Source organism: Halocatena halophila, assembly GCA_027563145.1.
GTDB classification, from domain to species: Archaea; Halobacteriota; Halobacteria; order Halobacteriales; family Haloarculaceae; genus Halocatena; species Halocatena halophila.
Genome location: CP071306.1, coordinates 1,942,318 through 1,954,255, shown reverse-complemented (window position 1 = coordinate 1,954,255; position 11,938 = coordinate 1,942,318). Strand labels below are relative to the sequence as shown.

Below are 11,938 nucleotides of genomic sequence, written 5' to 3'. Positions count from 1 at the left end.
TCGACAAGAAGGGAGACGGTAGAGTCCAGACTTTCATTGACCTATTTCATGACCTATGGACATACTAACTAATCAGAGCGAAGATAGAGCAACAAAGTAGAAAAAGAGTGACCGGAATGAATAACACGGCAAAGGTAAATGCAATTGAACCACACACGATCATTTCAATCGTCTTTATCGCGCTTTTCGCGCATGAGTCGTTGTGCAAGGCCGCGGGCTACCATATCTTCGAGCTTATCGAGTGTTTCATCGAACACTTCATCCTGGTCGTCACCAGACTCAAGGGATACCGTAGCCTCAGTACTCACTTCAACTGGTTCAAAATCGTTCACCTGCTTTTTCTCGCTGTACGACACACTAAGATCGGTTATTTCACTCATTTTAAACCATCCCCGCAACCTCATTTTTGCCTCCCATTTTCTCAACCATCTCAATTACAAGCTCGTTTTGCGGATCACCAATGAGATCGTTCAGCAGCGCCAATTTCGACTCATCATCTTCCATATCAAGTTTTCTCGCTGTTGAGATGAAGTTCTCAACTGGTTCTGGAATATCATTAGAGCTATCAGCGGACTCTGATTCTTCTCCAGAGACTTCAGAATCTTTAGAATCAGCAAGCGTACCACTGTTTTCCACACTGCCACCAGCATTTGCAACTGGCTGCACAGGTTCCCCAATCGATGTTTTGATCAGCACCGGATAGTGGTATTTCCGATCCGATTCAGACGACGGTCGCTTATCGAGATAGTAATCAAACTCCTCGCCCTGGAGATCGTCACGAAGCCAGTTACTGCCAGATGTATCTCCAAGCCAGTTGTGACCGTCAGTTTCACTCAGCACATTCCCATTCGCGTCTGGATGAAGCAGCATACCAAGACGCAATGAGGCTGCCTTTGGCGTACTCTCCTCACCACTTACGCCGTACCACATGATCACGTTCCCATCACCGATCGGCATGGGATCGCTCTCGCCGTGAATGCGGGCATCAATGAGCTCGTAACTCTTCTCCGTTGTTCCATACGTCGTACTATAGATTTTTTGAGCGTCATCTTCTGTAATCTCGATGCCCTTGTCGTTTTTAGGCATTACACCACAAATTTCGCTCCAGGAAAATCCTTTGTAAACCTCTTTCTCCGTATCTTTATAGATACAGCCTTCAACAAGTCGCGTATTCTCAAAGACCAGACCGATCGACTGCCCCCAACTTTGATCTGTTCCGAATGCCCGCGCCAATTCACCACGGATCGCCACCTTCGGTGTGAGTCGCAGGTTAAGATCATCTGCGTTGTTACCGCTGTTGTTACCGCTGTTGGTACTCCCGTCGTTACTGCTATCAAAGTATGCCATATTGGTTGAATATAGTTGTCTCTCGCCGGTTCTGCAATCAACAGCACGCATGGTTATCGCGTGCCAAAAATTCCACCCAACGAAGTTGCACCGTTGGTACTCAAACTCGAATGGAAACAAAGGACCGATTATGGTTAAGCCGGCCCAACAGCTATCCCTTCAATAGAATAATTCTCATTCTCTCACTTAATAATACCGGTCAATTACAAATCCCATTCATCTTCAAAAAACTCTTTTGTATATTTAGACGATTTACCTCTATTATTATGCTCTCTGAATTCTTCCACATTCTTCATTACACTCAAAAAGCCTTCCTTCTCACGATGGTCTCCACGTTCCAGCGCTGGAATAATTCTATTTAACAATATATCTACTTGTTCTGTTAAACCCAGAATATAGGGTCTAAACGACTCTAATAACTCTTTAACATTTGTTGTACCGCTAATTTCCAAGAAATATGACCCAGAATCTCGATGATGCATAACAGTATTTATATTATACTCGTCGCAAAATGCATCGATCATTCCAAGTGGCGTGCGGGAAACATTGGTAAACCTAACAACTGGTGTAATTGTATATCCAATTTTATGACTTTTAGATTTTCTAACCTTAGTCCGTAGGCCAGTAGTAAAATCAAGTGCGCCACCCAAATATGGGTACATCCAGTCTTCGATATCTGGATTTGATTGGTTGTTCGCCATTACAACGACATTAAGAGGGGGTTGTGTTAAACTCATTGGTGAAATCCATATCTGCACGTTTTGTCAGCCACGCATTGGCTAAGGCTCTATTGAGGAATCGAACCCCAATACCTCACCAGATAGAGCGGTCTTCTATTGGTATGCTATCGAACCACATATTAAGAATAATAACTCCTTATAGACAAGCCTTAAAGGTATAAACGTAGTTTATCAGAATGAAGGCAGACAGAAAGCCGGAAAGAGAAAAACTACCAAGGAAAAGAGATAGGGGCAGTAGCTGTTAACTGTGGTTGTTACAAGGTGGTTATCCTAACTAAGACGGTAACAAAGCTGTAAAACCTCTTCCCCTTCTCGTCGTTTCTATCAGTGTTTTAACGGTGTTTAAAGAGTAAAAACAGAGATTTACAACTACAGCAAACCCTTACTCTTATCTCTATTATCTCTTTTCTCGTTCCCTTATTCATCTTTGAATAATTACAATACTTTTAAGTTTTGAGGTGAGTATTATACTATTGAAGGCAATTTAATGAGATGTATCTATGGCGAATTTTAATCTCTGATTAATTGTCTTTTTTGATCTACTATGTTTGACGAATCTGAAGGAGAACCGATTACTGACATGGATAGTCCGAACCAGACGAGTTTCAAAGCCAGTGATGTTTCTGGCCGACGACTCGATGGTTCAGAACTGAACACTGATTTTTACAAACGACTTGCCTCGTACAACATTGATCAGCGAACTGGTCAAGGATCTAATGAACCAGTCCGCTATCGACAAGACAACCTGGCGATCTACGATGCCGTTAGTTCTTCGCTTGAGCTTACTGATTATCAGAAGCGCCGAGGCCGCCAGCTCTTTGATGAGATGCCACTCGAAGATTGGGTTAACCAAATCATTGATGTACCGCTTGTAGCGTTCTGTGTTGCCGCTCACGCCGTTCGAGAGGATGGACGCATGTATCATCCCAGCCGAAGTGCTAAGAACAATGACGAGCTGTTCTCGGACTTTGCAGATGATTGTGGGTATCGTGCTCGATCCATTCGCAAGTGCTACGGCAAGGTAGATCACCAACTCGACAACCTTGATACATCGATCGAGGTGATGGACTGATGTTCACAATCTTAATCGACGATCGGGAGAAAAAGCCATATTCATTTCCCGATTTCAACACTGAACAGCAGCGTCTTGACGTTGGAGACTACGCTATCAAGGGCTATGAGCGCCATTTTGCCGTCGAGCGGAAATCTCTTAACGATCTCGCCACATCATGTGGATCGGAACGAGATCGATTCGAACGAGAAATTAAACGAGCTCAATCTTTGGCTCGCTTTGCTGTTATAGTAGAGTCAGATAAAGCCAATGCACAAGGAGGGAACTACTTCAGCAATATACATCCCAACTCCGTTATCGGCACTGTCGAGAAATGGCCGACCAAGTATGATACACTCCATTTCGAGTGGTGTGGTAGTCGAGATCGAGCCAGGAAACGCACTGTGGAATTGCTTACTGAATGGGATCGCCAATATCTTCGATAAGCTCAATATTCCTTAAATGTCGATAACAGCTCTTTCTCAGTAACCAAATTAAGGCACGATAGTAGGACTAACTCATCATCAACCTGTTTCTTAATCTCTTCATTTTCCTCTATTATAGTTAACACTTCAACACTAATGGTTCCGACCGTTTCTTTATCTATTGGAGTATCATAAATAATTCTTGCTTCCATACGATTACCGTCAACAACTGATTTGTTGTACTTGAGCCATCGTTTTACCATTATTATGAGCATAATAGGTGTATTAGTTTATAGTTGTTTCTGTAAGACCGGAAATATGCACTCCTATTTACTTTTATTAATTTCATCAATCAATAATAAGTTTAGTCAATAAATCTTTAAACTCTCTTTTAATGGCTTGCATAATCCCCACAAGGCGTGCCATTGTATGGAACGCACGATAGACAGTGAAATAGACGATGAGATATGGGATATATTGAAGTGGCTTTTTATTATTAAGAATCAATACCATCAATGCAACCATAATCAATGAAAATGCAGTTGTGCTAATGATTCCAAAGACGATCACTGCTGCGATCGTTGTCGTTAGCTGGGAACCAGTTGCAATATCATGTATCAGCTGTCCGATCTGGAAAACTGCACCAATCATTAGTGCTGTTTTCAGTGGCAACCCAATCAATCCCATTGCACCATATGAGGGGTTGAGATTCGATCGCCAGTGTAAAATCATCGTTGATAACCCCAGTCTCGCCCACCATGTTCGCTGCTTCCAGAGCCCTTGAATCGTTGTCGGGGCCTCAGTATGGGCGATCGCATCCTGGGCGAATCCAATCTGTCCCTGTTCACTCATCCTGATCGAGAGTTCGAAGTCATCAGCATACTTCGGGTCGATCTTCCAACCGCCGACTTCGTCAAGGACAGCCCGCCGGAACATACTGCACGATCCGGAGAGACACAGGACGTGATTAAGACGCGACTGAAACATCCGACCGATCGAGAACGACAGCGAGTAATCGAACAGCTGAGTTTTCGTTAGAACACCGGTATCGTTATTGACATTCACGTTGCCCCCAACAGCAACCACATCGTTGTCGAACTGTTTAACCATATTTCGAATTGTGTTGAAGTCAAGAACCGTATCAGCATCGAGACTCAGGACAAGCTCTCCGGTGGCATGAGCCAACGATGTGTTCCGGGCGACTCCAGGGCCAGCGTTCTCCTGACGGACTGTGTGAACGCTCTCATACGTCGCTGCTAACCAGTTTATGACTTCCCATGTGTTGTCAGTCGAGCCATCATCAGTGATCACTATCTCAATCGGCCCGCTATAACTTTGTTTAAGAACTGATTCTACAGTTTCAACTATGCCGTGACTTTCGTTATATGCTGGGATCAGTACTGATACCGACTGTCGGTTGTGATGATTCCCCTCCTTCTTGTTATCCCTATACCATTGATTTATCGCTAATAATGGCCGGCAAATATACCACCCAACAAGACCAATAATATATATTGGATATCTAAATAGGTAATCAAACGTAGAATACTTATAATAACCAAATATTGGAATATTCAGAAGAACAATACCTGAGATGGTTAACAGCGATGCAATACTAAGTTTGTTCCATGGTATTTTTTGTAAGGATGTCACTATTTCTTAATTAACTTTGATCTTAGGATTGTGTGTAATTTACAAGCTAAAAATTAACTATGATTGTGTGAATCCAGCGTGATAGCCTTCAGGATTAAGGTTTAGTGTACAATCCAGTGCATAGCGTTGCCACTCATCGCCTGATGTATTACCGGAACAATTCATTAATTATTAATTGTCGATCGGGGTTTCTTCACCGCACTTACCACAAACGTGAACCTTGAACGAGCCATATTCATTTGTCTTTTCAGTTGTATAACCGGAGGCATTTGGATGACATCTGTGCTGGGACATTGTTTCGAGTCTTATTTCGGGCATTGTCGGAGAATAGCCAAGCCAATATAATATTCTTATGGGTTAGAATTGGCATCATTAGTTATAGATGATCAATAGTTAATTCTACACCACCGAAACCACCATTGGCAGCTGGATAATAAATAAGAGTGAAAGCAAGTTTCATATGGATTGTTTCATATTCAGCTGGATGCCAATGAGATCCTGAGCTAACAAGTTTTGATCTGTGCGACTCTGTCTCGCCATGAAAGTGGATGCTATATTCTTCTACACTGTTTCCTGGGTATTTATCGATATGCTCGACGTAATCTTCTAATTCATAGATATTTGGCATATTTTTATACTCTTCATCACCAATGTTAATATTAACATTGTGGGAATCAAGCAGTTCACCAGCTATTGTGAATGCCTGTTTAATCAATACTTGTTTATCAATGCTGATCACATCGTCTGAATTAGTTTGTTTCAATGATGACATTGAAGTCACTTTCATCTAATGTCCCACAGGCAACTCGTTCACCTGTGGGATATCACCGATAAAAGCGAGATAGAACTAACGAGAACTGGGCTTCTATTCGTTAATGTCTACAGTCAATCCGATGTGACCACAAACAGTACATTTGTAATTCTCAGGTTGACGAACAACCTTACACTCCCGGTGTCGGTAATTTTCGTTATAGCAATTAGGACATCGGATCGTGTACTTGCCCTTTGAGGCAGGATCATCAGCATACACAGAAGTATCGAGCTCATCCATCCACTCCTTGAACGTTGGCCCGTGATCAGCCTCACCGTGATTGATGTATTGATGGGCATGAATCAATTCATGTCGGATTGTTTCCTGAGTTTGTTCCCAACCATTATTTTCGTAATCCGGCCAGCTGAGTCGAATTTGAACCTCATCATTTTGTTTTCTACACAGACCCCGACTTTTAGTCATGCGTTTACTGATATCGATTGTGAAATCATCTGTTGAAATCGGTAGGTCGTGAGTTTCAACGATTTCTTCTGAGTAGTCATCAGCCATACTGAGAAGTTGAGATGGCGACTTAGATTCGAGCTCGTATGGATTTGACACCGTCTCCTTCTCGTTGTCTTTTTCGTTGTTAATCGCTTGCACCATTCGATTATACTCCGCTTGTTTGTCGTTATGCATTATTGAATCTCTCCAGGTGGAGGACAGCCATTTTTATTTTCCCGCATCCATTGCTTTGCTGCCGACACAGCTAATGTTCGTCCGCTATTCCCACCACCACAATTTCCACGGATAGTATGTGTTCGGCTGTTGTGGAATGTAGTTGTGAAAATTGCTGACCAGTGGCCTCGACTCTTTTCGAGATGAGCGATAACGCGGTAGGGGCTATCTTTGTAGCCCCATTTTGTGAACGTCGAGCACTGATAGAGTCTGTGCCAGCCAGTATCATCGATTTGTAGCCTGGTCATGATGGTTGAAGAATGATGTGGAGCTCATCATCTCCATTACCTGTAACATCTTTAACCTCAAAAAATCGTGAAATTATATTGTAAGAGCTTTGGTGTAAATTTCCACCCCTGAGAATCACTTCATATTCATTATTGTCACTGTAATAATATGGGCCTTCAGTTACTTCTCCAGCTGCTGTTGCTATTAGAAACCCTTCAACCTTCTCCGTAGTCCACTTGATTGATATCATATTGTTACTCTTAGTCAAATACTTCACACAATTGATCAATTTTCTTTTCAAGTTCGATACAGGCGTGATATGCGGTACAAGTCGGGCAATTTCTCCCGTTTGTCCATACGTAGATATTGCCGCACTTTACACAGTAACACATCTCTTCCTTATATCGCCCACTGCTGCTGAATTCTCGCGGTGGCCCGTTCCAGTTCTTTAGTTTGTCTTTCATAGCTGGTGTCCCAACAGCGAATACAGAATCCACTATTGGGATTTCAACAGCCAATAAAAGAAGAGACCTTGATGATTAACTTCTATTCAACACGTCTTTCGAAGAACACGCCATTATTTTCAGGGTCCCAATCCAAATCAAGCTCCCACTCAGTATTACGGCAAAATTGTTCAAGTTTCTCTTCAATACTACCATTATAATTTGTAAAATATACTTCTACAACACACCATGATGAGTTCTGGCCACTATATTTATTATCGTGTGTTATTTTTCCATTAATAGATTTCAATTTAAGTTTGAGTGTTGTGCTATTCATTACTAATCTTTTCAAAATGGTGATTTCCAGAATCACTTTTATTACAGAATGTAAATGCATCCATCACATCTGGTTCAAACGAATCTACACCACAATGTACGCATTTGTATAGTTTATTCATTATTTCGAATATCGTCAATACACTCTGTACAAAGCGTGTTTCGAGTACTTGATCCTCCAGGGGTCATGTTCTCACAGTCTTTGAAGTTAAGACAGCTCCCTTTTGGTCGTTTCGGTGCTACTTCTCGCTCATCAACGAGCTTCATTTGCATAATTTTTTATCATTGAGTCGCCAATTTATCTACATCCAGCGTTGCTGTAGCAACAACATCCATGATTTCCCAATCAGACACTCGAAACAATACAACTGTTTTGCCATGTCGAACATACATTCTCTTATTATTGTTTGCGAATTGAACGTCATCAGCCCCATTTAACGCTTTAACAAGTCGTACCATTGTTTCTGTCCCGCGAGCCAGTGACTCACGGGATTTCAAAAACGAAGGGAACGACGAGAAGGGATCAGCTACGTCTTTGTTCTACAACTTGGACAGCATGGCCCGAAATATAGTTGTGCACCAAGATTAAATTCTCGACCACACTTTTTACACTCTACTAAATCGGAGTTCGCTCTGAATTCATTCTGATTCATGTGAAGATGGAACTTCTTCAAGACCTATCGATTGTAGAGATGTTGCCATCCTGTTGTATACCTGATCGTACCCTTCATAAGTCGTAAACAGCCGACTCCCGTCGATCATAAGATACGGTTCATCGATACCTGAGACTATTTTTGTATTCAATTTGGACCATTCATCAACAACTCGCTTGAATAGTCGAGGGAGCTTGGTCTCGGCAGTGAATGGGTCCATGTTCACATTAAATTCGTGATATTGGATCTCCCTCCAGCCATTTGCTTCGAGATGCTGTTCATATTTTGTCTTTCCAATTGCTTTTGCTCCAACGAACACCTCCATATCAAGGCTGTTGGAGACATCACACAATGGAATCCACAACGATCGGTCGTTATACCAATAGTCGTCAAATCGAACAACGCCATTATGCGTTGTAGCCCCTGTAATTTGATCCTCGCTGTTGTAGTCCGATCCTTCTGGCAAATGGAGTCGAATACTACCTCTATTGGTTTCTAAATTTCCAAAAGAATCTTTACACCGTTTACACATAAAATGATCTCCTGTTGCCTGTGCTTCTGGATCCCAAAAGAACCCATCAGTATCTCTGACGTTAGTAACTCTAATTACATCTCCATATTGATTCATTACGCCAAATTCAGAAGAGTCGGCGTAGAATTCAAAGTGGTACAGATCCGAACGACAAACTGGACATGTAGTTTGGTTAATGTCCATTGTATTCCGCATTTCAAGCACATCCCAACCTGCTTCGACGTATTCGCGGTATATCCCTTTGTGAACTGGCTCAGGAAGGGATTTATCGAACCGTTGTAGTACAAATGCCATTTCTATATCGTTGTATCGGTGCATATAGTAATCGACAGACTCCTTGTGGTAGTGATCAAAGAGGTTTTTGTAAACTATTCTGGCGTGTTCTGTTTCACTCATTGTATTGTATGGGCATTCTCGTTATTCACAGCTCGATCCAACAGGATACGCTAATGGCTACACTCATCAGGTGCTATCCACCACGATAACACGACAGCCAGCGCTGGCTGTTTCGGAATGATCAGTACCTATCGATCTTCCTTAATCTGTGCGATATCCTCATCTTCTAATCGACGTTCGAGGAATGTTTCGAGTTCTTCGAGTTCGATGCAGAATTGATCTCCGTATTGATCCGATGATTCATGGACTTTGAAGAAGTCGAACGCTTGAACCGTTTTGTAGAGCTCAAGCCGTTCACGGTATTTGCCGTGTTGTGCGATAAGATTCATTCCGTCGATGCATCTTTCAATACCGATCTGGAGATTTTCGTAATTCATAACTCACGTTATTCGCTAACTTCGTTCTTACAGCACTATTCGATAGAATTAACGAGAAGGGGTGTTCTAATTTTCAGTTCTCTCCTTTAGATAGACGTTGGTTGTGGTTGTATTCCCAGATGTATTGCCGATGAAAGCTATTTCCCAACCGAGATCTTTGATCTCCATTATTTCGACTGCTGAAAGAAGAATTGACTTTTCTTCGGAGATGCGAATCATAATCTCCCGATCTCTGTCGCCATATATTTCTTCGATGTGTTCACAGTCTTCAACGACTGCCTCAAGTTTATCGACGATAGTCGCCTTTTCCTGTTCTGGTTCAGACTCTTCTTCGACCTTCTCGACTAAAATGGTCTTCTCTTCGAATCGAACTTCATTGACATCAAAGCCAGCATTAAGAATATTACCTATTTCTACACTTGTGATAGTCTTATACTCGGATTCAATTTTGTACTTGTTGGATTGCACACGTTTAACTTCCTCAAAACTACTAAGGATATCTTCGAGTGTTTCTATGTTGTCGCTGTCGTTGTTAGACGTAGTTGCCATTGTGAAATTAGTTGCGTCGTTCTTGTTATTCACAGCTCGATACAATGGGTGTCTAATCAGGTGCTATCTAATCCAATCTACTGGCCGAATTGCGACGACTTTATATTCAGACTTCATGAATCCGTCAGGATGATTCACGTCATCAATAACGTACCCAACGTTGCTAAGTGGACAGACAATATCGTTACCAAATCTAACTTCAGAATCAATCTTGAACATATACCCTCCTTCAGTAGTGTGATCAGCCTGAATGTCGTAGGCTCCTTCAAAGATTTCTTCTATTTCTTCTTGTGAAATCTCATTGATTCCAGCGTTGTCTGGCTCTACGAGAATTGCATCTTTATCGAACAGCACACTCGAAATTTTAAATCCAGCATCATAGATTGGGTCGAGAACCACTGACGACATACTATTTTCATAATCGTCCAAATCCCCCTTAAGTTCAACACGGTACATCAACATATCAGGGGTGCCATATCTCTCAGCAGAGCAGATAACAATATGCTCACGGAGTTTCTCAAGGAATCTCTCAGAACGTTTTCTCATTGCATCTTCATCTTCACTACTTTCACTTTGGTTGGTTTCTACAGACATGGTTTATTTCGGCTATTGATTACAGCTCGATCCAACAGATACGCTAATGACTACCATCATCAGATACCACCCATCACAGTGGTATGACAGCCCTGATGGCTGTTTCGGTTATATTTCAACAATAAAGGGGTCGTCTGGTTCTACAATAATGCACTCTTTCTTGTAGAGAACGCTTGTAATTTTGAATCCTGCATCTCTGATATTATCTAACGTGGTTTCAATGAGATAATCAAATTCCTCTTTGTTTTTATGTTCAATTTTGAACATAAATTCATCCACTATTCCATACTGTCTAACGGTTATGAGACTGCTTGTTTGAGATTTCAGTACCTCAATGAATTCATTTGATATTGATCTCGCTGATTTAGTATCGATATCTTCGTCGTTGTTGTTTCTAATTTCAGTAGACATTGTTGTATTGGCTTCTCATCGGGTACCACCCACCACGGTGGTACGACAGCCAGCGCTGGCTGTTTCGATTTATAAATTACAGCCACATGCCATACATTCATTTTTATTTCGTGTCTCATGCCTCAACTACCTCTGAGTTTTCCATTTTCTTGTGGTGATCTTCAAGGGCTTTATCAAGAGCTTCTTGAGAAGCCCATCCAATAGCATCATTGAGAACATACATTACGTCATCTTCATTCTCGCCGTTTTCATACGCTGCTTCTATCTCACTGGGTGTTAGGTCAACTGTGGTTTTGATGAATACTCGTCGGAAAATTTCATTTCCAACGTAGACATTCCCTTTGATAGTTGTTCCACCACTTGAGCCATTTTTCATTTCCAGATCTTCCCATCGCCCTGGTCCAGTTGGCATATCCCTCCATGAAGCGGAATGCTCGAATCGTTTTGGAACACCCTTAACACGTCCTTCATTGTCTCGTGTTTGGAAGGTTGCATACCTGACTGGATCTTTATTAAATACATCTTTTGGGTTACGGACAATGAGACGGTGGCCAAGACGATCTAAGAGGATCATTTTTCGAAATACCCTACTGGCTTCACTGTGGGTTGGTTTATCGAGCGGAATTCGGTACGTGAAATTTCCTTGTTTTTCTTCAAACATCGGTGTAAGTTGATCTTTTGATTATGAAGCAGTGCCTTTCATAGATATTTCAA

At 41.8% G+C, this 11,938-nt stretch carries 18 protein-coding genes and 3 other RNA genes; 2 read left to right on the top strand and 19 right to left on the bottom strand.

The annotated features are described in order from the left end of the window. Window positions 1–164: 164 nt before the first annotated feature. From JXQ78_RS10415 to JXQ78_RS10405, 3 genes are all read right to left on the bottom strand, one after another. The gene (locus JXQ78_RS10415; RefSeq protein WP_330630695.1) at window positions 165–380 is read right to left on the bottom strand and encodes a hypothetical protein; all 216 of its coding nucleotides are present in this window, start codon (window positions 378–380) and stop codon (window positions 165–167) included. A 1-nt stretch (window position 381) separates the two neighbouring features. Then, the gene (locus JXQ78_RS10410; protein ID WP_330630694.1) at window positions 382–1,398 is read right to left on the bottom strand and encodes a hypothetical protein; all 1,017 of its coding nucleotides are present in this window, start codon (window positions 1,396–1,398) and stop codon (window positions 382–384) included. A 152-nt stretch (window positions 1,399–1,550) separates the two neighbouring features. Continuing rightward, on the bottom strand, window positions 1,551–2,048 hold the full coding sequence (locus JXQ78_RS10405; RefSeq protein ID WP_330630693.1) for a hypothetical protein: 498 nt from the start codon (window positions 2,046–2,048) through the stop codon (window positions 1,551–1,553). 583 nt (window positions 2,049–2,631) lie between these two features. Between JXQ78_RS10405 and JXQ78_RS10400 the strand changes: the two genes are divergently transcribed. Both JXQ78_RS10400 and JXQ78_RS10395 read left to right on the top strand, forming a co-directional pair. Beyond that, the gene (locus tag JXQ78_RS10400; protein ID WP_330630692.1) at window positions 2,632–3,159 is read left to right on the top strand and encodes a hypothetical protein; all 528 of its coding nucleotides are present in this window, start codon (window positions 2,632–2,634) and stop codon (window positions 3,157–3,159) included. Next, entirely contained in the window at window positions 3,159–3,584 is a 426-nt protein-coding gene (locus JXQ78_RS10395; protein WP_330630691.1) for an ERCC4 domain-containing protein, read from the top strand. The genes JXQ78_RS10400 and JXQ78_RS10395 overlap by 1 nt, the downstream gene beginning before the upstream one ends. 2 nt (window positions 3,585–3,586) lie before the next feature. On the opposite strand, the gene JXQ78_RS10390 is transcribed toward JXQ78_RS10395, so the two are convergent. The 16 genes from JXQ78_RS10390 to JXQ78_RS10315 all read right to left on the bottom strand — a co-directional run bounded on the left by JXQ78_RS10390 (window position 3,587) and on the right by JXQ78_RS10315 (window position 11,885). Beyond that, window positions 3,587–3,826, bottom strand: a complete 240-nt coding sequence (locus JXQ78_RS10390) for a hypothetical protein (RefSeq protein ID WP_330630690.1) — start codon at window positions 3,824–3,826, stop codon at window positions 3,587–3,589. 85 nt (window positions 3,827–3,911) lie between these two features. Next, complete coding sequence (locus JXQ78_RS10385) at window positions 3,912–5,216, bottom strand: glycosyltransferase (protein ID WP_330630689.1); 1,305 nt, start codon at window positions 5,214–5,216, stop codon at window positions 3,912–3,914. Window positions 5,217–5,592: 376 nt separating this feature from the next. Continuing rightward, window positions 5,593–6,003 carry a hypothetical protein gene (locus JXQ78_RS10380; protein ID WP_330630688.1) on the bottom strand — a complete coding sequence of 137 codons (411 nt, stop codon included), beginning with the start codon at window positions 6,001–6,003 and terminating at the stop codon, window positions 5,593–5,595. Window positions 6,004–6,081: 78 nt separating this feature from the next. Beyond that, window positions 6,082–6,666, bottom strand: a complete 585-nt coding sequence (locus JXQ78_RS10375; protein WP_330630687.1) for a SprT-like domain-containing protein — start codon at window positions 6,664–6,666, stop codon at window positions 6,082–6,084. A gap of 283 nt (window positions 6,667–6,949) precedes the next feature. Then, the gene (locus JXQ78_RS10370; RefSeq protein ID WP_330630686.1) at window positions 6,950–7,183 is read right to left on the bottom strand and encodes a hypothetical protein; all 234 of its coding nucleotides are present in this window, start codon (window positions 7,181–7,183) and stop codon (window positions 6,950–6,952) included. A 296-nt stretch (window positions 7,184–7,479) separates the two neighbouring features. Then, window positions 7,480–7,713, bottom strand: a complete 234-nt coding sequence (locus tag JXQ78_RS10365) for a hypothetical protein (protein ID WP_330630685.1) — start codon at window positions 7,711–7,713, stop codon at window positions 7,480–7,482. A 281-nt stretch (window positions 7,714–7,994) separates the two neighbouring features. Further along, window positions 7,995–8,171, bottom strand: coding sequence for a hypothetical protein (locus JXQ78_RS10360; protein ID WP_330630684.1), 177 nt, complete (start codon window positions 8,169–8,171; stop codon window positions 7,995–7,997). Window positions 8,172–8,351: 180 nt separating this feature from the next. Further along, window positions 8,352–9,293 (bottom strand): hypothetical protein, encoded by a 942-nt coding sequence (locus JXQ78_RS10355; RefSeq protein ID WP_330630683.1) that lies wholly within the window; start codon window positions 9,291–9,293, stop codon window positions 8,352–8,354. A gap of 51 nt (window positions 9,294–9,344) precedes the next feature. Continuing rightward, window positions 9,345–9,411, bottom strand: an RNA gene (locus JXQ78_RS10350) — hammerhead ribozyme type II. 10 nt (window positions 9,412–9,421) lie between these two features. Next, the gene (locus tag JXQ78_RS10345) at window positions 9,422–9,670 is read right to left on the bottom strand and encodes a hypothetical protein (protein ID WP_330630682.1); all 249 of its coding nucleotides are present in this window, start codon (window positions 9,668–9,670) and stop codon (window positions 9,422–9,424) included. Window positions 9,671–9,736: 66 nt separating this feature from the next. After that, window positions 9,737–10,219 carry a hypothetical protein gene (locus JXQ78_RS10340; protein ID WP_330630681.1) on the bottom strand — a complete coding sequence of 161 codons (483 nt, stop codon included), beginning with the start codon at window positions 10,217–10,219 and terminating at the stop codon, window positions 9,737–9,739. A 63-nt stretch (window positions 10,220–10,282) separates the two neighbouring features. Then, window positions 10,283–10,813 carry a hypothetical protein gene (locus tag JXQ78_RS10335; RefSeq protein ID WP_330630680.1) on the bottom strand — a complete coding sequence of 177 codons (531 nt, stop codon included), beginning with the start codon at window positions 10,811–10,813 and terminating at the stop codon, window positions 10,283–10,285. A 44-nt stretch (window positions 10,814–10,857) separates the two neighbouring features. Continuing rightward, window positions 10,858–10,923: hammerhead ribozyme type II (locus JXQ78_RS10330), an RNA gene on the bottom strand. Next, window positions 10,922–11,224, bottom strand: coding sequence for a hypothetical protein (locus tag JXQ78_RS10325; protein WP_330630679.1), 303 nt, complete (start codon window positions 11,222–11,224; stop codon window positions 10,922–10,924). Before JXQ78_RS10325 ends, JXQ78_RS10330 begins: the two co-directional genes overlap by 2 nt. A gap of 5 nt (window positions 11,225–11,229) precedes the next feature. Next, an RNA gene (locus JXQ78_RS10320) (hammerhead ribozyme type II) lies at window positions 11,230–11,294 on the bottom strand. A gap of 45 nt (window positions 11,295–11,339) precedes the next feature. Beyond that, complete coding sequence (locus JXQ78_RS10315; protein ID WP_330630678.1) at window positions 11,340–11,885, bottom strand: hypothetical protein; 546 nt, start codon at window positions 11,883–11,885, stop codon at window positions 11,340–11,342. Window positions 11,886–11,938 lie beyond the last annotated feature (53 nt).